This is a genomic window from Streptomyces sp. NPDC038213 (genome assembly GCF_055600495.1).
On sequence record NZ_JBVJYM010000036.1, the window covers coordinates 52,806 to 73,922 of the forward strand.

Annotated in this window: 12 protein-coding genes; 3 read left to right on the forward strand and 9 right to left on the reverse strand. The window is 71.6% G+C overall.

What is annotated here, in order from left to right:
• Positions 1–270: 270 nt before the first annotated feature.
• The 4 genes from ACZ7JZ_RS31960 to ACZ7JZ_RS31975 all read right to left on the reverse strand — a co-directional run bounded on the left by ACZ7JZ_RS31960 (position 271) and on the right by ACZ7JZ_RS31975 (position 15,460).
• Positions 271–609: an SH3 domain-containing protein gene (locus ACZ7JZ_RS31960; RefSeq protein ID WP_470945583.1), complete on the reverse strand. Its 339-nt coding sequence runs from the start codon at positions 607–609 to the stop codon at positions 271–273.
• A gap of 19 nt (positions 610–628) precedes the next feature.
• Positions 629–1,480, reverse strand: coding sequence for an IclR family transcriptional regulator domain-containing protein (locus ACZ7JZ_RS31965; RefSeq protein WP_470945585.1), 852 nt, complete (start codon positions 1,478–1,480; stop codon positions 629–631).
• 436 nt (positions 1,481–1,916) lie between these two features.
• On the reverse strand, positions 1,917–14,963 hold the full coding sequence (locus tag ACZ7JZ_RS31970) for a hypothetical protein (RefSeq protein WP_470945586.1): 13,047 nt from the start codon (positions 14,961–14,963) through the stop codon (positions 1,917–1,919).
• Positions 14,964–15,046: 83 nt separating this feature from the next.
• Positions 15,047–15,460, reverse strand: a complete 414-nt coding sequence (locus ACZ7JZ_RS31975; protein WP_470945588.1) for a DUF6292 family protein — start codon at positions 15,458–15,460, stop codon at positions 15,047–15,049.
• A gap of 241 nt (positions 15,461–15,701) precedes the next feature.
• Between ACZ7JZ_RS31975 and ACZ7JZ_RS31980 the strand changes: the two genes are divergently transcribed.
• The 3 genes from ACZ7JZ_RS31980 to ACZ7JZ_RS31990 all read left to right on the forward strand — a co-directional run bounded on the left by ACZ7JZ_RS31980 (position 15,702) and on the right by ACZ7JZ_RS31990 (position 18,220).
• On the forward strand, positions 15,702–16,415 hold the full coding sequence (locus tag ACZ7JZ_RS31980) for a hypothetical protein (protein WP_470945590.1): 714 nt from the start codon (positions 15,702–15,704) through the stop codon (positions 16,413–16,415).
• A gap of 213 nt (positions 16,416–16,628) precedes the next feature.
• Positions 16,629–17,348, forward strand: a complete 720-nt coding sequence (locus ACZ7JZ_RS31985; protein WP_470945591.1) for a ParA family protein — start codon at positions 16,629–16,631, stop codon at positions 17,346–17,348.
• On the forward strand, positions 17,348–18,220 hold the full coding sequence (locus tag ACZ7JZ_RS31990; protein WP_470945592.1) for a hypothetical protein: 873 nt from the start codon (positions 17,348–17,350) through the stop codon (positions 18,218–18,220). The genes ACZ7JZ_RS31985 and ACZ7JZ_RS31990 overlap by 1 nt, the downstream gene beginning before the upstream one ends.
• A gap of 60 nt (positions 18,221–18,280) precedes the next feature.
• On the opposite strand, the gene ACZ7JZ_RS31995 is transcribed toward ACZ7JZ_RS31990, so the two are convergent.
• The 5 genes from ACZ7JZ_RS31995 to ACZ7JZ_RS32015 form a co-directional block, all read right to left on the reverse strand.
• Positions 18,281–18,793, reverse strand: a complete 513-nt coding sequence (locus tag ACZ7JZ_RS31995) for a hypothetical protein (RefSeq protein WP_470945597.1) — start codon at positions 18,791–18,793, stop codon at positions 18,281–18,283.
• Between the two features lie 113 nt (positions 18,794–18,906).
• Positions 18,907–19,242, reverse strand: a complete 336-nt coding sequence (locus tag ACZ7JZ_RS32000; protein WP_470945598.1) for a hypothetical protein — start codon at positions 19,240–19,242, stop codon at positions 18,907–18,909.
• On the reverse strand, positions 19,239–19,436 hold the full coding sequence (locus tag ACZ7JZ_RS32005) for a hypothetical protein (RefSeq protein ID WP_470945599.1): 198 nt from the start codon (positions 19,434–19,436) through the stop codon (positions 19,239–19,241). The genes ACZ7JZ_RS32000 and ACZ7JZ_RS32005 overlap by 4 nt, the downstream gene beginning before the upstream one ends.
• A 21-nt stretch (positions 19,437–19,457) precedes the next feature.
• A complete protein-coding gene (locus tag ACZ7JZ_RS32010; RefSeq protein WP_470945601.1) occupies positions 19,458–19,913 on the reverse strand; it encodes a hypothetical protein in 456 nt (151 codons plus the stop codon).
• A gap of 110 nt (positions 19,914–20,023) precedes the next feature.
• A partial coding sequence (locus ACZ7JZ_RS32015; protein WP_470945600.1) for a conjugal transfer protein TraA occupies positions 20,024–21,117 on the reverse strand: 1,094 nt, incomplete at its 5' end.

The following is a 21,117-nucleotide window of genomic DNA, read 5'->3' on the forward strand; positions in this document are numbered from 1 at the left end:
CCGCAGCTTCGGGAGTACAGGGCCGATAGGGCCGTTGAGCCCACCGGCCGTTCCCTCCTTCCTCAAACTCACCTCTTAAGAGGTGAGTTTGAGGAAGGAGGGAACGGCCGTTTCTCCACGCGGAATGAGGCGGCGGACGACAGACGGCGTCGATACGCTGCTCATCAGGGTGCGGCGCTCCCCCCGTGGCGCCGCACCCTGATACGTGGGAACGCCCCGCACGGACAGCCGTGCGCGGCGTTCTTCTTCTGCTCTCGTGCGTGCAGGAGGTCAGCTCAGCCTCATGCAGACCGCGGGCTCGACGTTCTTCTTGGCCACCCACCCGCTCCGGCCGGCACGCAGGCCGGACTTGGCGTCGTAGTCCAGGTCGACCCGGTACCAGCCGCCGCGCTCCTCGTACGCCCGGATCGAGTCGCCGGGCTGGAGCAGCCCGAGGGAGGCGTGCCGGGCGCTCGGGCCCGTGCGCAGGTGGATCGTGGTCTTGGGGTGGTAGCCGCAGGAGTTGAACTCCTGCGTCACCGCCGCGGTGGCGGCCGCTGCGGGAAGTGCGGCCGCCGCCGGGGCGGTGACGGACAGCAGGACGGCGCCGGTGATCATCATTCGTCGCATGTCCTACCAACAGACGGCTCTACGCGGCGACACGGTCTCCGACCGGGATTCGCCGCATCGAGCGGCCCTCTAAGGAGCGCGTGATGGGCTCGACTCCGGAGACGAGCAGGGAGAGCCGTTCGGCGGCGGCCGCCGTCGCGGTGATGGGCAGCGACAGGTCCCTCGGCATCAGGGAGGACGGCTTGAGGACGGTCACCGCGCCGTAGACCGCTTCACCCCACAAGACAGGTGCGGCAACCGAGGTCCAGCCGAGGACCTCCCCGCGGGCGACGGCGTAACCCGTCTCGCGCACCCGCTGGAGCGCCGCGGCGAACATCGCGGAGTCCGCGATGGCGCCGGGCCCGGCGCCGGCGGGAACCGGTTCGGCGAGGACGGAGGCCGCCATGGGCGGCGCCAGGTGGGCGGCGATCACCCGGCCGGAGGCCCCCACCCGCAGCGACTGGCCGAGCTCGACGAGCTGGGTGGCCGTCAGGCCGAGGGCGTCGAACCCGTACCGGCCCGGGGAGCTCGCGGCGTGCGCCTTGCGCGGCCCGCCGTACGGAGAGAGGACCCACAGGATCGCGAAGCCGTCCAGGAGTCGGCTGAGCCGGTCGAGGACAGGCTGGGTCGTCTGGGGGCCGGGCGTGGCCGCCATGGCGTGGATGCCGACCTGCGCGGCGCCCGGGCCGAGCCGGTAGCGTCCCGGGGGCACCTTCACGAAGGTGGAGCTGGTGAGGCCGGATTGCAGAATGCGGTAGACGACCGTGGTGTCGAGGCCGGTGGCGGCGGCGAGCTCACTGGGGCCGTGGACGGGCCCGGGCAGCTGGGTGAAGGCTCGCTCGACGAGCATCACGCGCCGGGCATGGGCGGTTCCGAGCGGACGCTCGGGCACTTCGCTTTCTCGCGCTGAACAGGTTGCAGGAACCTTCGTCTTCATCGTGCGGCTGTGCATCGAATTCCTTGTCGTGCCTGCCGCTCGCCCCCGCGTCCCGTGCGGGTCGAGCCGCTTCCCCGTAGGCCGCTCGCGTTCCGGATCGGCCGGTCGGCGCAGGCCCCCAACGACGTGCCCCCGTCACCCCCCTGGTGTCACCCCTGGACAAGTGATCACAACCCTACGACGCCAGGCGGAATTCCCTCCGGGATATATACCGGGGCAAGCTCGGGCACACCGCCCCACCTTGCCGGGATGCGCAATGGCGCCGTTGCGCACGGCGGAAAACGACGGCATCCACCGGACCGCGGAGTGCGCGGGTTATCTGGCCAGACTGACCGATCTCCCTACGGCGGCCCTGGCGGCCGGATGTCCGGACGCCAGGGCCGCCCCGGGATCAGCGCTGCTGCGGCTTGCGGGGCTGGGGCTTGTCCGGCCCGCGTCGCAGGTGGCCCGCTTGCTCCGTCGTCTTGTCGGTGGCGGGCTTCTTCCCCGGGGACCGCTTGACCGTCGTCGACCGGCCCCTGGCGGCCGCCGCCGACACCTTCGGCCGGGCGCCGGGCATCGGCTTGGCCAGGGCTTCGCCCATCTTCCGCATGGCCGGGATGTCCGGCCGCTCAGCCGCAGACGGCAAAGTCTCGCCGGGCCCACGGCGGGGAACACTGAAGGCGCCCGCCGCATCCCCGAGTTGGACAAGAGCCGTGGCGCCCTGCTCGTCAGGCCGCGTGTCCCCGCGAAGTTTCCGGGCGGCCGCCTGGGCCAGGTTTGCGATCTTGTCGCAGGCCCGGGCCGAAAGCTCCCGCAGGAAGCCGCTGGCGCGCTTGTCGCCGAGGAGCTTGTCGAACTGGTCCCCGGCCCGCTCCCGGATGGTGGCGAGCAGGTGCCCCATGGCTCCGCGGACGGTCTGGATCTTCTGCCACTCAGGCAGGTCCTGGAGCGACTCCGCGCGGGTATCAGCCTCGCGCAGGGACTCGTTGACCGCTTCGGCTTCCTGGTTCTCGTCGCGCTGCTCCGGCGCCGGGTCAGGCTCGGCTGGCGTGGCTGCGGATTCCGGCGTGGCTGCGGGTTCCGGCGCGGGCGTGCCGTCAACCGCCTCCGCGAGGAGGGTTCGGAGCGTGGCCAAGTCGGCTTGTACGTCGTCGAACAGGTCGTCGGACGTCACCCCGGTCGTCACGGTATCGTCCCACGCCGCCTGGAAGCTCTGGAATTCAGCCAGGACGTAATCCGGGTCTAGGCGCTCTTCGGGGCTGTTCTCCCCTGGCGCGTACGCGGCCACAGGCAGGTCGTCCGTGCCCCACAGCGGCGCGGCCGGTTCGGGATCCGGCGCCGCCGCGTCGGGTGCCGTCAGCTGCGGCTCCTCGCTCGGCATCTCGGCTTCGGGAACGTCGGGCGCCTCAACGTCCGGTACGGCGGCGGCCGCTTCCTCGGCGGGCAGTGTGGCTGCCGGTTCCCCGTCGCCGAGCGGCGCCACGGGCACGTCGGGTACTGCCGGGAGATCCGGCTCCACGGTCGAGGCGTCCTCCTCGCCAGCCGGGTCGGCCTCCGCCACGGGCTCCGCGCTCAGATCGGCTTCCGGCCCGGGGCCCTCCCCCGGGTCGGCCGGGGCCGCCGGCGGCTCGGGGACCGCCGCGGCCGCCGACGGCTCACCGTCCTCGGTGACGACCGCGTCCGCGACAGCGTCGGCTGCCGGAGCCGAGGGCGCTTCGGCCAAGGGTGCGTCTTCCGTGACCGTCTCGGGCTCCGGCGGGGCGGACTCGGCGGTGGCAGCGGCTTCCTGCTGCCGCGCCAGTTCCTCGGCCGCCTCCGCTGTGGCGACTTCCACCGTCGCCTGGAGGCGGGCCTGGAGCCGCCGGACGTCGAAGAGCAGGTGCGCGAGGGGGAAGGCCATGGCCACCCGGTACTCGCTGTTCGGGGACGGGGGCAACGATGCGCCCCACTCGTTCACGGCGCGCTCGACACCCGCGAGGTCGGCGGCCATCATCCGCGCCCCGCGGCCCTCTGCGTCGGCGACGTCGGCGAGTCGGGCCGTGAGCTCGATGTAGTGGGGATTCGTGCTGTAGGCGTAGGAGCGGTGCCGCGCGGCAATCTCGATGTTGGGGGCGTGCAGGGCTGCGAACTCGCGCAGTTCGCTGCGCATCTGCTCGGCGCGGGCCTGGACGTTGTGTCCGGGTGCGGCGACCACGGGTTCGCCAAGCGGCGCGCCGGTGAAGGCGGCGTACATCACGGCCGCTTGCTCGGCCGCGGTCTCCGGGTGCGTGACCAGGGGCGTCAGGTCCGGCGGATCGAGCTGCATCCGGGCGTACCACCCGCCGTCCGTCCGGTGGAGGGTGGCGATGACCGGACCTTCGCGCCGCAGCTCTCCGGCATCGTCGGCCATCCCGTCCCAGCCCGACAGGGACACCCGGTGCCCGTCGTAGTTGGGCAAGTCGAAGAAGGTGGTGCGGCGCTGTGGCTCGGGCGGTTCTTCAACCTCGAAGTCGTCGGCGGGGTCCTGCTGCGCGGCCGGTGAGGCTTCGGGTGCAGGCTCGGGAGCGGGCTGCGTCGGCGGAACCGGAGTGGCGCTGTCGGTGCGCGCGGGGTCCTCGTCGGGCTGGGCGGGTGTGGCCATCTCGGAGTCCTCCGGGGCATCTTGTGGTGGTGCTGTCGGGGCGGGAGGCGGGGCCGTCGGTGCATCGCCGGGGGCGGGGAGGGCGATCAGCTGCGCGTACGCCTCCGGTGTGGCGAGGGTGAGCACTTCGGTCCGGCGGGTTCCGTCCCCGCCGAGGTAGGTCCACAGCAGGTGCTCGGAGCCGCCGTCGGCGATCAGGGAGTCGGCCGCCGTGGCGAAGGCCGCGCCGAAGCCGTCCGGGCCGGCGGTGTGCGCGGCACGGAGGAGACCTTCGTTCTCGGCAGCCGTGCCCACCAGCCAGGTGGCGACGTCTTCCACGCTGGGCGCCATGTCGTCGCGCAGGCTGTCGCGCACCACGACGATGAGCACGGCGCGCACCCGATCGCTGCTCCAGGCCGCGGCGAGGGGGCCGGTGGGCAGGTGCTCCCCGAGCCACGCCTCGGTCTCGTCGTCGGAGACCAGTTGCTCCGCCAGCTGGGCGGCGCGCGTCAGCATGGGCGTCTCCACCGTGACCGGCAGGGCCAGGCCGGGGACGTCCGCCGTCGAGATGCCGGGCAGCACGAGCGCGTGCACGCCGTCGCCCGCTTCCACCCGGGCGACGATCTGCCCCTCAGGTCCTTCGCGGAGTCCGAGGGTGAGCATCGGCCCTCGGACCGGCTCCGGCGCCGGGGTGTCGGATGCGGGCCCGTCCGCCGCGGCGGACCCCGTGTCCTGCTGCTCGGCGTCCCCCTCCGTGTTCGTGGCCTGCGGGTCGACGGGGTCCGGGGTCACGACCGGTTCCGGGGTCGTCGTGGTCCGCGTGTCCTCGCCGGGCACGAAGACCTCGTACTCCGGGTCGTCCTCGTCCCCGTTCTCGGTGGTGTCGACCAGGTCCTCGTCTTCCTCCTCCGCCGGAGCCTCTTCGGACGGCCCGGCGTCGAGATCGAAGGACATCTGCTCGGCGGGCGGCCCCGCCTGCATGTGGGTCCTCTCCTCGGCGCTGTACGGCGGCCACATCACCTCACCGCCGAGCCGGAGCCAGCCCATGACGGACGGGCTCGGCACGCCGGGGTTGGTGTGGATCCAGCGCATCTCACCGTCGCTGGGCAGCCCGAAGGAGCGGCCGACGAGTTCGTTGCGCTCGTCCACGATGACGGTGCTGAGCGTGCCAAGCCGTCCGCGGGACAGCTCGTCCGGCAGGAGCGCAGCGCGGTACGTCTGGCCCTCGATCGTGTACTCGAACCAGCGGGGCGCGAGGCGGCGGCCCTCTACCTCAAGGCCTTCCCGTGGCCTTTGCCGAAGGTCGGAGCGGATGGCGGCCGCGACGTCGACGTACAGGCCGTTGCGGTCGCTGACCGCGTCGTCGGAGGCCCGGAAGAAGATGGGCACCCAGGCTGGCTGCTCGTCCTCCGGTACGTCCGCCCACTGCTGCGTGGCCCACTCGCTCATCCATGAGGCGACGGCCGGGACGAAGTCGTCGGGGTGGCCTTCCTGTGCCGCCCGGGCCAGTTCGGGCGAGGCCAGCGCGGCCCGTACGAAGGCCGACCGGGCGTCGTCGCGCAGGGTCGGGTCGGTGAGTGTGCCGGCGAACTGCCGTAGGACCGCCCGGCGATACCGCTGCGCGGCCTCTTCCGCGTCCATCACCGCGGGTTCGAGCGTGGTCAGGTAGAGGGGACCGACGGCAAGGTCCCAGCCGTCGGGCCACCCCTCACGGTCGAAGACGACCTCTGCTCTCCTGACTCCTTGCCCAGTGGTCTCGTAGCCGCCGACGACACCCACGAGGCCGGTGGAGACGAGGAGCACGCGGTCTCCCACGCCCGGTTCGTCGCGGCCCGCCTCGGCCAGGGCGGCCAGGTGGTACCGGCCAGCCGGGGTGATCGAGGCAGTGGTCTCCTCGGCGTACTCCAGCAGGCCGCTGTCCATCAGCCTGTGGACGGTGTCGGGGTCGGCGAGGACGCCGTTGCGCCCGAGGGTGAATCGGGCGGGGTCACCCGTCCCTGCCGATCGGGCCACCAGGCCTTGGTAGGCCGCGTAGAGGACCGAGAACTCGTCGGAAACGACCGGCCCCAACGCGTCCTCGTCGGCCGGGGGCGGCGTCACCTCCGGGGCGGCCGACGGCACGCTGGGGGCGGGGGCCGGAGCGGGCGGTGTCTGTACGGCCGGCGACGGGTCGGGCTGAGCCGTGGTGTTCGTCTCGGGCGGTTGCGGTCCGGGGGCGTCCTGGGGAGCTCCGAACAGCCCCAGCTGTCCGTCCTCCTCAGGCTGCTCCGTCGGCGCAGGCTCGTCCTGGGCGGGTGTCTCGGCCCAGGCGCCGTCGCGGAAGGTGTACCCGGTCTGCTCGCGAGAGGCGTGGTTGCGGAGCCAGGGGACGATCTCGGTCGGGTCGTCGAAGGTCCGCAGTCGTCGGGGTGATTGGCCCACCGGAGCATCGTCCCGGGCGACGGAGTATTTGGTACGGCGGTACTCGACCGAGGGCATGTAGAGGAGGTAGGTGGCCCCGGGCAGGGTGACCGCGTAGCGGCCGTCGCCCTGGCCCGTGTACTGGATGGACTCGCCGTCGACGAACCCCCAGCCCGTTTCGGCCGCCTCCGCGGGGGCCGGAGCCGTCTCAGCGGCAGGAGGGGCCTCCGGCGCCGGGGTCGAGGCATTACCGCTGCCGGGCGCCGTGGAGGCCGCCTCGCCCGTCTCAGAGGCCTCGGAGGGGGGTGTTCCCCCTTCGGCGGGGCCCCCGGCCGCGGGCTCGGCCGTAGTGCCGGGTTCCTCGCCGCTCCCCGCCTGCGCAGCCGCCGCGGGCGGCGTCTCGCCGGGAGCGGGCTGAGGATCGTTCCCGGTGACCGGCTCGGGCTGCACTTCGGGAGTCTCGGGTGCCGCCTGGTCGGCGGCGCCCTCGGCGGCCGGGGCAGGCTGCTCTGCCTGCCGGGCGAGCTCCGCCATGGTTGCCTGGGTGCGCGCCGCGAGCATGTGCGCGGCCGCGTAGAGCTCCTGGAGCGGGGCGAGGAGTTCCGTCTCGACCGCAGGCTCCAGCGCCTGGCTCCAGGCGGCGACGGCGTGGATGCGGCGCAGGATCTCGTCCGCGCCGCCGAGCGCTTCGCCGCGCAGGGCGCCCTCCGCTCGTGCGTAGGCGACGCGGAGTTCGGCGATGGGGTTGTCCAGCGTGCCGAACCCGTCGGGGCGGGCGTCGTAGTCCTGCTGGATGTAGGCCTGGACGGTGGGCTGCTCGCTCCACCGCCCGTAGGCGTCGGCCATGCGGTCGACGCCTTGCGAGATCTCGGCTTCATCGGCGTACGGCGGAGCGTCGAAGAAGGTGGGTAGCTGATCGAGTTCGGGCGGGGTGACGTCGAGGACCGGCAGCCGTACGGGCGCCGCGGGGGCCTGCTGTCGCTCGTCGCGGCGGGCGTAGACGACGACGGTCCGGCCGGCGGCCGCCAGGACGCGCACGGCGGTGTCGACGCGGCCCTTGCGGGTGGGCTCCTTCCAGGTCCGGGGCAGGTAGTAGCCGCCGACCTTGCGGGACTGTTTGAAGCCGCCGCCGGTCCACAGCGCGGCCACGGCCGTCTTGTCTTCGGGGCTGATGCCGTAGACGAGGGTGTCGCTGCCGTTGTGCAGGATCCAGACCGGGTCACGGCCCTGGTCGTCGAGGGCGGGACGGTGGACGTCGGCGCCGTAGACGACGGCGTGGTGGTTGGCCATGCGCTTGGCGACGACCGCGGCTTCGTCGGTGCCGCGGACGGTGTCGCCCTGGACGTCGCCCAGGTGCTGGTACTTGGTGTAGCTCCACTTCGCGATGCCGACCTGCTCGCCGGTGCTGTCGTAGAGCGTCACCGTCCGGCCAGTCTCCAGGTACGTGTACCCCTCGGCGCCCGGCACCGGCTCGGTGGGCAGCGGCTCGGGCTCGGGCTCCGGCTCGGGTTCCGCGTTCGGCGCGGGCGGGTCCGTCTGGGTCTGCGTGGTGTCGGTGTCCTGCGCGGCGGGCGCCGGCGGCGGCCCGTACCGGTCCCGGGATGCGGCGAGTTGCTCGTCGCTCGGCGGCGGGCCCTCGCGCAGGGCGGCGTACAGGGCATCGAGCGCCCCGGCGCGGGCATCGGTCTCCGTGTCGCGGCGGAAGTGGATCTCGGCATCGAGACGGCCGTAGGCCCACGCGGGCAGGGACGGCGAGCGGGTGGCGGTGTCGTGGGCGACGGCGGCGTCGATCCAGGCCGGGAGCTCCTCCCACAGGATCGTGGTGGAGACGTCCCGCTGGGCGATGCTCAGCCCGGTCGCGTTCGTCGACACCTGCACCTCCCCGTTGCCGCGCAGGGCGGGCGGCAGCGAGCTGGAGGTGTCGGCGTAGTACGCGGCGGCGGGGGCCTGCTGCTGCTCGGCGATCCATTCGCGGACCCGCTCGGTCGGGACGGCGTCAGGCGCGGCGCTGGGCGGCTGGCCGTCCACGGCGACGGCGCTGACGAGGTCCAGCATCTGCTCTTCGCTGAGCACGGCCCGGATGGCCCATCCGGCGGACTGGTGGGTGCGCGCCGCCTGCGGGCCGCTGATGTGCCCGACCATCGCCCTGCCGCCGAAGCCGTCGATCAGACTCTGGAGCGGCGCGGGCCCGGGCGCCGGGGTCGCGTCGGCCGCCGGGGCCGGGGCCGGGGCCGGGCCCGGAGCCGGGGCCGGGGCCGGGGTCTCGGTGGCGGCCCGCAGCTGGTCGTAGAGGGCGGTGGCCGCCGCCGCGTGCAGCTGCTCGCGGTCCTGGTAGGCCTCCTCGTCCGCGCCGAAGTAGCGGCGGGCCCACTCCGGCCACCCGGCCGAGGGGCCGGTGTGCTGGTCCATCAGCCAGTCCTCGGCCCAGTCGGCGAAGACGATGGCGAAGTTGGGGGCGTCGTTGGCGCGCGCGGCCTGTTCCAGCCGCTCGACGCCGGCGGCTCCGTCGAGGAGGGTCCGCAGGCCTTCGTCCCACAGCTGCGGGTCGGTCAGCCTCCGGGCGGCGGCCGCGGGCTGCGGTGCCGAGTCGGGTTCCGGGGTCGGCGAGGCGGGTGCCGCGCCGGTTCCGGCTTCTGTGACGGTGCGCTCGGTGGGCGGTGCGGAGTTGAGGGGTGGCAGATCGACCACCGTGCCGGGCGGGGCCGCGAGAATCGCGTCCACGTCCACGTCGCCGGCGCCTTCGAGTGCGCCGGTGGTCATCAGGTTGACCAGGGTCATCGAGACGTCGCCGAGCAGGTGCCCGGCCTGCTGTCGGGCCCGGCCGACGTCGTACATCACCCGCTCGTTGGGGTTCGGGCCCGTCCGGAAGACGCCCAGGGCTCGGTTGGAGGCCTCCCCGATGCGTGCGGCGAGGTCGGGGAGAGGGTTGTCGGGGTCGTACTCGTATCCGTAGCCGGGGCGGGTGACGTAGTTCGCCGCCGCGGCGGCGCCGGTCAGGCCGTGCCGTTCGAAGAGCGGCTCGTAGTACCGCAGCACGGCTGCGATCTTGACCATCTCGGGCGCGGGCTGCGCCTGCTGGGCTGCGTCGGCGGCGGTCGTCGTTGTCTGTGCCGGATCCGGGGCGGGGTCGGCGAGGGCACGGGCCTGCTGCCGGACGGCGGCCGCGGCCTGCCCGTGAAGTACGTCCCGTGAGGCGTAGGCGCGATCGTCGAGGTAGGCGTAGACCCAGTCCGGCCGGTCGCTGGCATCGTCGGCGTACCGCTGCTCCACCCAGGCCCGGGTCCACTCGCCGAAGGCCCCGACGAACGCGCTGTCGTCGGTGTCGCTCTGCGCCCACCGCACCACGTCGGAGTCGGCGAGCCCCGCGTCGGTGACGGCTCTGAGGGCTTCGAAGAACCGGTCGGAGTTCTCAAGGTGGGGTCGAGGAGGCTCATCGATGGGTGCGGGGCCGGGGGCGAGGCGGACGGTTCCTACGATCTGCCCCTCGCTGCGGACGACGGCGGAGCCGCCCATCATGCCGACCATGACGGCGGCGTCGTGCATCGCCATCTCCGCCTCGGTCATCTCCGTGCCGGCGGCGCCGGGCTCGAACTGCGGGCCGGTGCCGGTGTTCTCGCGGCCGGAGTCGGCCGCCCCGGCGGCGATGGCCTCTTCCAGGGCGGCGCGGCGCTCGCGGACGGCTTCCAGTTCGGCGTGCCGGTCGAAGGGGCGGCCGATGTGGGACCGGGTGTCCTCCAGCTGAGCCTGCCACTTCGTGACCTTCTGGCGGAGCTCGTCGGGCGCGGTCATCGCCTTGTCGGCTTCCTCACCGATCGCCTTGGCGATGCGCCAGGTCTGGCCCTTGCCGAACCAGGACAGGTTGAGCCGCACGTCGATCTCGTGGTCTCCGGCGACCAGGTGCGCGTAGGACTCGTAGGCCATGCCGCCGAACTGCTGGCGGCGGTGGAAGGTGAAGCCGACCTCGATGCCGCGCCAGCGGTAGCCGTCGGACAGGTCGAGCCGGGACTTGGCCCCCTGGGCGGACTGGGCGAGCGCGGCGGGGACGTCGTCGGCGTCGACCAGGCGGCCGTCGGCGGTGCGCCACAGGTCGTCGCTGGCTCCGGTCAGCGCGTCGGCCATGGTCTGGATGCCGGACAGGGAGCGTTCGGCCTTGACGATCTGCTCGTCGAGGACTTCGACCTTGCGCTTCATGCGGCTCTGGGCCTGCCGGTGGCCGTCGGCGGCGTTGAGCAGGACGCCGAGCTGGCCGTTGACCTCGGCCATCTCCAGCAGCAGCGGGTTGCCCGCGACGATGGCCTTGGCCTGTCCGAAGCCCGCGCCGACCGGGTCGATCTCCTGGATCACGCGGCCGACCTTCTGGCCGGACAGGATCTGCACGATGGGCCGCTGCTTGCGCTCCAGCTGCTGGAACATGAAGGAGTCGAAGGAGTTCTTCGCGAGGTAGCGGTAGAACTCGACTTCCATGTCGAGGTCGATGAGCCCGTTGCCGGGGCGGTCGAGCCGTCCCTCGCGCTGCTCCCACTCGGCGGGCTTGTGGGGCGGGTCGGCGTGGTGGAGGGCGACGCCGCGGGTCTGGACGTTGGTGCCGACGCCCGCCTTCTCGGTGGACGCGAACAGCACCGAGACCTTGCCCGCGCGGCAGTCGGTGAACAGCTGCTCCTTGGCCAGGTCGCTGTTGTAGTCGTGGATGAAGCGGATCCGCTCGCGCGGGATGCCGCCGTCGATCAGCTGACGGCGGACCTTGCCGTAGACCTGGCTGCCCTTCTTCTTGCTGGGGGTGCCCAGGTCGCAGAAGACGACCTGGAAGCCGCCGGCGACGCCCTCGGGGTCGTCGGGCAGTTTGAGGTCCTTGGTGCGCTCGTAGACGGCGAGGACGTTCTCGGCGATGGCTCCGGCCTTGCCGGGGCCGTCCGGGGTGACGCCGACCAGCTCTAGGTCAAGGGCGGCCTTTCGGCCGTCCGTGATGACGTTGAGCATGTTGTCTTCCCAGGGCTTGACCTTGCCGCCCTGGATGCGGTCGATGCGGTCGGAGATGCCGCTGACGTAGCTGACGAGGTTGGGGGTGGCCTCGATCTCCACGAAACGGTCGACCCGCTTCGGGCGCTTGATCTTGAAGGAGTCCTTCGGCCGGAGTTCGGCGACCTCCGCGAAGATGGCGATGGCTTCGTCGGCGTTGGTGTACTCCACCGGACGTCGCTTGAGGCGGAAGGAGACGCCGTCGACGCCGACCTCGGGCCTGCTCTCGAAGTGGATGAAGTTCGCGGCCCATGCGTCCGGGCTGGCCAGGCCCATCTTCTCCAGGCGCTTGGGCATCGTGTAGTGCTTGAAGACGAACATCTCGCGGACCGAGTTCGAGATGAACGTGCCGGAGTAGAGCGCGACGACGTTGTCCTGACCGGTGCGCTCGCGGGTGGTGATGATCTTCAGGTCGAGGTCGGTGGCCCGCTTGGAGGGCTTGCCGAGCGACATGCCCTCCGTGGTGGCCGGCAGCGCCAGGTTCTTCATCAGGTGCGCTTCGTCGATCTGGAGGAAGTCGACGCCCAGGTTCTCGTACGTGACCCCGGCGTCCGTCGCCTTGGAGCGCAGGTCGCTCGCGCGGGCGTCGAACCGGTCGACCATCTTGGCGATCTCTTTGATGCGCCGCTGGTTCGCGTCATCGCCGTCGACCGCGCTCAGGGCCTCGCGGTAGGCGTTGGCGAGCTCCTCCAGGTAGGTCGCCTCGGTGACCGGGTGGACTCCCAGGCGCCCGAAGGAGCTGTGGGTCATCACGATCGCGTCCCAGTCGCCGGTGGCGCAGCGGGCCGCGAACAGCATCCTGGAGCGGGCGTCGGCGAGGTCCTTCTTGCCCGCCATGAGGATGTTGGCGCCCTGGAACAGCTTCTTGCCGTCGCGGGAGATCTGCTCCAGCAGGTGGTTGGGGACGACGATCATCGGCTTGTTGACCAGGCCGAGCTGCTTGAGCTTGAGCGCCGTCATGAACATCGTGGCCGTCTTGCCGGCGCCGACCGGGTACGGGCACAGCGAGCCCTCTTCCGCGGTCAGGACGCGCTGGACGAAGTCCCACTGGTGGTCGTACGGGTTGAAGTTCGGGTCGAGGCCGTCGACGGTCAGGTGGGAGCCGTCGTGCTTGCGCAGGACGGTGGAGTTGAAGATGCGGTTGTAGTCCGCGGCCAGGCGCTCCGCGCGGTCGGGGTCCTCCCACGTCCAGCTCGCGAACCGGCGGGCCAGGTCGGCCATCTTGGTCTCGGCGAGCAGGGTCTCCTTGTCGTTCCGGACCCGCTTCGAGCCTCCCTCGGGGGTGCGGAAGGTGTCGTAGACCTTCGGGGACTGGCCGTTCAGGGCGAGGTCGAGCAGCTCGAAGCCGTTGACGCGGCTGGTGCCCCATTCGCTGGTCGCGGCCTCGGGGATCGTCATAGGCGTGTCGACGTTCCACGTCGCCGTCTTGGCCACGTGGATGATCTCGACCGGGGTGCCCAGCATCTCCTCGGCGAAGGCCTTGACGTCCTCCACGGGGATCCACGGGGCGCCGAGCTTGGCCTTGATGTCCTCCGGCGGCAGCGGTTCGGGCTGCACCTCTCGCAGGGCATCGACGTGCCGCTGGAGGTCGTCGCGGCCCTGGCCGAGCAGGAACTCGGCGCGCTCCAGCTTGTCGACGACCGGCCCGGACAGGTACTCGCCCGTGGTCAGCAGCTCGCCGGTGTCGGGGTCGGCGAAGACGAGGTCGCCGAGCGCGTCGGCGACCTGGTCGTGCTCGATAGACAGGAGCCCGGCGATGACGCCGACGTCGACCTTGTTGCGGAAGTTCAGGCACAGCGACAGGGCTTCCTCGGGTGAGGAGGCCGAGGTGGGCCGTTCGATCCGCTTGTTGACCCGGCGCAGCAAGAGCGGCGCCTTGTCGGCCGTCTGGGTCTCGTCGTCGAAGTCCTCCAGGGCGAGGACGGCGACGAAGTCGGGGTCTCGGCGGAACCCGCCGAGGCGGGGGTAGCGGCGGGAGACGGCTCGCTCGCCGGTCTCCTCGTCGACCTCGCCCTGGGCGAGGGTGTAGCGGTTGATCGGGCCGTGGACGCGGGCGTAGGCGTCGTAGAGCCGGTTCACCTCCTCGCGCAGCGGCTCCAGCCGCTCGTCGGGGGTGTCGTGGTTGGTCTCGGCTTCGATCAGGGCCAGGGTGGCGTCGCGCAGCCGGATCAGCTTGGGCAGTTCCTTGCCCGCGCGCTCGACCGCGACGAGTTCGCCGTCGATGACCTCGTGCGGCCTGTTGTCGACGAGGTGGAAGGAGCCTTCCTTGCGGCCGTCCTCGCGGACCGGGAAGGGCAGGCTGTCGAGCGTCCAGGGCTGGGCTGCGGCGGCGACGTTCCACTCCCGGCCGGCGGCCCGGGCCGCGGTGGTGATGCCGGTGAAGGCCTCCGCCAGCGCGGCGTCGAGGTCCTGGCCCTCGGGGGCCTTCACCGCCAGGGTGTGGCCGTAGCGCGGGGCGCGGCCCTCGGCCCACTCGCCGAGTACGTGCTCGGGGTGGCTGAGGAAGTAGTCGTTGCACTCCTGGTCAGAGACGCCGGGCACGCCGCTGGTGCCCATCCAGCTCTCGTCGATCGGCCCCTCGGCGTCGCGCCGGCGGACGATGAGGATGTCCGCGAGGACGCCGGTGCCGCCTTCGGCGAGGGCGCCGTTGGGCAGGCGGATCGCGCCGAGCAGGTCGGCGTGCTTGGCGATGGCGCGCCGCGCGGCATCGTCCTGGCTGTCCATCGTGTAGCGGGAGGTCAGCAGGATCGCGACGCCGCCCGGCCGCATCGCCTGCACCGAGCGCCAGATGAAGTAGTTGTGGATGGAGTCCGTGACCGCCTTCGGCGCGGTCTTGTCGTGCACCGCGAAGTTCCCGTACGGCACGTTGCCGAGGACGGCGTCCACGGAGTTCGACTGGAGGGCCGCGTCCTGGAGCCGGGCGTTCATGATCTCGGCGGCCGGGTGGAGAAGAGCGGCGATGCCCGCGGTCGTGGGGTCGCGCTCCACACCGAACCAGCGGACATCGAGCCCGTCGGGTGTGTGGTTGATGAAGGTGCCCGCGCCGCAGCCCGGTTCGAGGATCCGCCCGCCGTCGAAGCCGAGGTCCCGCAGCGCGGACCAGGCAGCTTGGGCGATCCGGTCGGGGGTGTAGTACGCGGTCGGGGTGCCCTGCTCCGCCTGCCGGTACTCGCGCGGGGTCAGCAGCCGTTGCAGCTGCTCGCCAATCTCGGCCCAGGTCCCTTCCCGGTCCGGCGCGAGGGCGGGGGCCAGCGGGCCCCAGCCCGGCCAGTTCCGCAGCACGCGGAGGTCTTCCTCGGAAGGGGCGGTCTGGTCCTCACGCAGCCGCAGCAGGATCTCGATCGCCTCCACGCTGGCGCGGGCGCGGCCGATCGGCCCGAGACGGGACTCGGGTCCGGACGGTTCGGGGGCAGGGGCGACCGGGGTATCGACAGTGGCCATGTCGTTCTCCAAGCAGCGGGGCCCGGCGCAGCCTCAGCGCCGACGGCCCCATGGGGCGGTCGGGAGGAAGGGGCAGCAGCGCGTCAGGAAGACGCGTAGGCGGACAGCCGCGCCTCGAACGCGTCGTCGTCGCTCTCGGGCAGACGCTGCGGCCCGTCCTCCCGGCTCGGGGTCAGCCCGGGGTGGTTCAGCACCATGTCGGCCCAGCGCGCCATCCGCGCGGGCCCGGGCACCAGGTCCTCCCCCATGAACCAGTCACTCAGCCCAGCCTCCGCGGGCAGCCTCAGCACCCATCCGAAGGACTCGTCCCAGGCGAGCTCGATGTCCTCGTCCTCGTCGGCGTACGGGCCGCTCTCCGGCGGCGCCAACGTCACCACCGCGGTCCGCACCGCTGGCGGGCGCCCGGTCACGGCGGACCCGAGCACGGTCAGCCCGATGTCTTCGAGCTCCGCGACGGCGGCCTGGAGGTAGGGCAGGTGGTCGGTGCGGTTCGGCATGGTGCTACTCCCCCGTGGCGTTCAGAAGCCGGGCGCGACCGCCCGCTCCTGCGCCGTCGGCACCCTTCCTGCCCGGGGCAGCATCACCCAGGACCGCCGGGGCCGGCGGCAGACGTACATGATCCCTACTCGACGACCATATCGACTCAGAAGCAACCGAATTTAGTTCCCGGACCGTCGGCGCGGCCGCCGGACCGAGCGCGCGCACGGAAGCGTGACGTTATCTGGCTACATTTCTCCAATGGCGATGGTGAGGATGAAGTTCCACGTAGCCGTGACCGAGGAGTCCTTGGCGCGGCTCAATCAGCACGCCAAGGATGAGCGTGACCGCGAGGACGCCTGGATTGCCGACCGCCGGCGGGAACGGCTCGCGCCTGGGATGCCCAGGCGTGCGGCCGCCGCCGTGCGCCGTGAGATCCGGGTGGAGGCCGCCAGGATGCGGCGGACCGGGGAGTTCGGAGGCACCAGGGACGACATCGTCACGCGGGCCGTTCGTGAGGAACTACAGGCCCGAGGCCTGGACCGTGATTGGCCGGAGCCACCCGAGGGTGAGCTCGAAGCACCCGGCCGCCGCTGGGGCACCCCGCCGAGCCAGCCCATGGGCGTCGGCGGATACACGGACCGCATCTCGGTGAATCTGCCCCACGACCTCGGCGACACGGTCCGCCGCGCCGCCTATTGGACAAGCAAGGAAGCTGTGGAAGCTCTTCAGGACTGGGCCGACCGATGGGGTGACGGCGTCGAAGTCGCGCTGCGCGAGGCAGAGCGCCACGACATCCCTACCGAGTTGGCACTGCTCGCGGCGGCGGGGCAGCCCTCCGCGCCGCAGTCCGCGCTGGAGATCCGGGACCGACTACGTCAACGGGTGCTCACGACGGGCGACTTGCTTCGAGCGGGCATCGATCGAGCCGGAGGGCAACACCAGCCCGAACTCCCCGGCACCCCGGCCCGCTAGAAACAATTGTTTCCAGTCCGTTCCATTCGCCCCGAACAGGTCTGCGCGCCTCGTTCGGGTGCGGTGCGCGGCGCCGCCGCCATCGTCTGGCAAGCTGTGCGGCGATCCGAGTAACCGCAATCCGGCGGTGAAATCACGGAAGGCGCCAGAATGACCACAACCCTCCAATCAGCCGTAGACACGGCGGCTCGCGCTGGGACCAGAACGGCGAAGGTGATCGTCGTCATCCAGCAGAAGGGCGGCGCCGGGAAGAGCACCATCGCCGTCAACGTGGCCGCGTGCGCGGGCCGCTCAGCGGTGATGTCCAACGCGGACGAGGCGACGGGCGCGCCCATCGTCGCTGCTGGCATCGACGTTCAGGGAACCCTGGAGAAGTGGTGCGCAGGCGTACGCGAAGAGGCGCTGCCCTTCGACTACGTCGTGACCAAGAGCAAGCTCGGCATCCTGCCGAACATCATCGACGACCCCGACCGGCGGCGCATCATCGTCGACACCCCCGGCTTCCTGGACATCGACCCGGATGCAGAGTGGGGCGCGGACCCGCTCGGGGAGAGCCGCACCGCCGACGCCCTGCGCGAGGTACTGGACGTGGCCGACCTGGCCATCGTCCCCATCACCCCGTCGAAGATCACGTGGGATGAGTGCGAGTTCACCATCGAGCGCGTCCTCAAGCCGCGGGGCATCCCCTTCCTCGTCGTGATCAACATGCACGACCCGGGCAAGGACAAGGGAGAAAAGCAGCTGAACAAGGTCAAGGCCTGGATCGACCAGCGGAACTACCCGCGGGTCGCCGACCCGATCCGCCGCTACACCCTCCACGAGCACGCGTACGAGAACGGCACGCTGGTCACCGAGTACAGGATGAGCGGTACCGCACTGAACGGCCGCGAGGATTTCATGCGTGTGGCCCTGACGATGGAGCAGATGCTCTGATGGGCAAGCCGATCAACGTAGGCGGGGCACCGGCAGCACCGGGGCGTCCCGACAACGCAATCCAGCTGGCTCGCGTGCTCGGCGCCTCTGACAAGCTGCCGACCAAACAGCTCACCGACACCCCGGCGCTCATCGCGCAGGAGCAGGACATGCTGCTCAAGTGCGAGTCCGCGATCGAGAACCTGAACCTGGCCTTCTTCGCGGCCGGCAAGGCACTCCAGGTGGTTCGGGACGCCAAGCTGTACCGCGAGCAGTTCGACACCTTCGAGGAGTACACCCAAGAGCGCTGGGACATCACCCCGCAGTACGCAGGCAAGCTGATCCGGACCTGGCGGATCGCGGAAGCCCTCCACACGGCGAAGCCCGGCGGCGGATTGGAAACAATTGTTTCCAAAAAGCTGAGGTACGGGCAGGCCTGGGAGCTGGTCACGCTGGCCGAGGAACACGGCATCCAAGCGGCGACGTACCTGTACCTGGCGCTGATCAAGGTCATCGGCGCCAAGGTGACGGCGGCGCACGTCGAGGGTGCCGTCGAGGCACTTCCGCGGGAAGCGGTCGGACACAAGGCGAAGACCGAAGAAGCGGTGCTGGTGTACCTCAGTTCCCTTGAGGCAGAGGGGGCGCCCCCGGCTGCCGTCACGGACGCAGCGAAGGCCGCGAAGGCATTCGTCAGGGCCGCCAAGACGTTCAACCCCACCACGATCCAGGCCGCCTTGGCACACGATCCGGAACGTACGATCCCCGCGCTGCGGTCTCTGATCGAGTCGCTGGCCGAGGCTGGAGGCGTGGCCGTCTCGTTCACGGAAGGCCCCTCCGCACTTGAGGCGGCCGAGCCCCCGGCCTCCGAGGAGGCGGAGACCCCGGCCGCATAGGTCCGGAAACGCAGAAAGGGCGGGCCCCCATCCGCGGATGGGGGCCCGCCCTTGTCTGTGTCAGTGCGTGGCTTCGAGGCGGGCGCCGCAGCTGACGACCGCGGCGGCCAGGGTTTCCCAGCTGTGGTGCCAGCTCTGGTCAAGGCAGTACGCGCCGTTCATGCCGTGGTCGGCGAGCTTGAAAAAGCGCTCTTTGCCGCTGGCCTTGGCGAGGCGGTGCAGGAGGCCCTGGGGCACTCGCCTGTCGGCGACGTAGTGGGTCAGCCCGGAGACGGCGAGCGCGGCCGCGACGGCGGCGGGGTGCAGGCGGAGGCCGAGGACGCGGGCGCCGGCCAGAAGGACCAGGCCCTGCGTGGCGGTGTACTGGATCACGTGGTGAGCACAGGCGTGGCGGCCGCCTCGGGTGCCGACCGTGACGGTGGGCCCGTTCTCGTAGGTGTAAGTGACGGGGGCGTCGTCGGTGGCGGCCTTGGCCTGGGCGTCGAAGTCGGACTGGCCCCAGTGGTCCGCGTAGTCGGCGGCCGCCCGCAGGAGGGCGTACGCGGCGGCGAAGGCGGTGGCTCGATGGTTCATGCTGGTGTCTCTCCTCGGTTCTGCTCTGGACGGGGAGCGTGGGGGCGGACGGTGCATCCGGCCAGACGTCCGGCCGCCCCCGCATCTGGGCTTGTGGTGCTGCGGCCTCGCAGTCAGGCCTCTTCGACGTCGAAGAGGCCGAGCTGCGCCTCTTCCAGTTCCTGGCGGCGCGCTTCGGCGGCGCCCTGCTGCACCCGCTCCGTGGCCTGGCGCCAGCACGGTCCGCACCAGGGGCGGAGCTGGTCCAGCGGGGCGGCGATGTTCTCCGCGTCGGTGGAGCGCGGCGGGTAGGGGGCGGCGTGGAGCTTGGGTTTGCCGATCTGGTTGGGCTTGCCGCAGCGGCCGCCGGAGTGGTCCTTGCCGCAGGCCCCCTCGCAGCCGCACGTCTCGCCGTGGGCCTGGAGGACGCGGGATAAGACGGTCTCGGCCGCCTGGAGGGTCGTGGTCACCGCTGTTCCCCCTTGAGTGCGGCCCGCAACTGGCGGGTCAGGTCGTTGTCCTGGCCGTCGAGGAGTTCGAGGGCGCGCTCGATGCGCTGCTCGGCCTCCAGGTGTCGGCGTCGGTGGGATTCGGAGCGGTCGCTGAGGTCGATGATCTGGCGGTTGAGCTGACGGTTGGTGCGGGCGGTGATGATGCGGAGCACGGTGGCTTCCTTTCGCTCGGGCTACTTGCGAATGTCGTTACGGGTGCGGGCGATCATGCCCTTCGTGGTCGTGTTCGTGCTGGTGGTGATGCTGCGCTGATCGACGGGCCCGGTGTAGTGGTTGTGGATCTCGGCGGGGGCGGCGGCGACGGCCTCTTTGGCGCGGCTGACGAGACGGCAGAGCGCGAGAACGACGACCGTGGGGGCGCCGAGGACGATGCCGCAGACGACCGGGTCGGCGTACTGGGACAGGTACATCAGGACTCCGGCGGACACGCTGACCATGGACACGGCCCCGGCTCCGGCGAGCATGAGGACGCTGGCATCGGTGGCGCCCTGGGACATAGGCGGCCGCCCGGGCTGAGGCACGGGCGGGGTGGTTCCGATGGCGGGGCGGGGGGTGTCGTCGCGGAACGAGGTCTGGTAGGCCTCGCGGATGAGCTGTTCGGCGCGGGCTTCGGCTTCGGTCTCGGTCATCGGGCGGGCGCCGGCGGGGTCGTGGACGTTCACGGTTCGGTCTCCTTGGGGCATCGGGGGCCAGGGCCCGGGCGGTACGCCGGGCCCTGGCGGGGCGGTGGTGCCGGGGGTCAGTCCTCGGCGGGGGCTTCCGGGGTGAGGGCCCAGGTGCCGTGGCCGGGCTTGAAGACCCGCCCTTCTTCGAGGAGCTTGCTGAGGGTGTTGTCGACGGAGCCGGAGGCCGGTCCGCCGTCCGTGCCGACGCCGACCGCGGAGCGGATCTCCCGGGTGCGGCGGGGCTTGCCGTCGGCGAGGGCGTCGAGGATCTCGTTCTTGAGGAGCTTGGGCGGCGCGGGGATCGAGGCCTTGCCGGGGGCCGGGGGCCGCTTGGTCTTCTTGCCGCCGCCCTCGCCGTCTCCGTCGCTGTCGCTGTCCTCTCCGGCGAGGAACAGCTCAGCGGCGGCGAGGGCCTCGGCGTACGCGGTCTGGAAGATGCGGTCTTCCTCCGTGGAGAAGTCGGGGATGGGGGCCGACTCGAAGAGCCGGATCAGGTGCGGGTAGGACTTGTTCTCCTTGAGGGCCTTGAAGACCCGCATGAGGACGGCGCGGCCGCCCTGGAGGCCCCAGGCCATGCCCGCGGTGACCGGACCGGGCGGAGTCTCCTTGCCGTCCCAGGCGGCGATCAGCTCGTCGGAGACGTTGCCGAAGACGGGGCGGATGGCGTGGATCTCGGTGCCGTCGGTGACCATGTCGGACGCCATCGACTGGGTCATGGTCGAGTTGACCCGGCCCATCCAGACGAGACCCTGCTTCGCGTTCGCCCGGATCTTCTCGGCGTCACCGAGGTCGGTGACGTGGATGGACTGGCCGGCGAACCGAATGCCGAAGCCGAACTTTCGGCCGGTCTGCTGGAGGCGGGCGACCATGCCGGTGACCCACTTGCGGAACGCGGGCGGGACCAGGGCGTGCTCCCCGAGGACCATGTTGATCTCGTCGAGGGTGACGTTCACCAGTCGCCAGGGGGAGCCGAGGGTGAAGGACCCCCAGCCGTTGGCGGCGCTGACGGCCTCGCGATAGTCGGCGACCGCGCACGCGGCGGCGAGGGTGGCGCCGAGTTCGGCGATCCCGGCGCCGAAGTGGTAGACGCGGCCCTTCGCTTCGGGGAGGGACATGCCGGACTGGGCGTCGGCGACCAGGGAGATGACGCCGCTGATCCGCTCGGCGG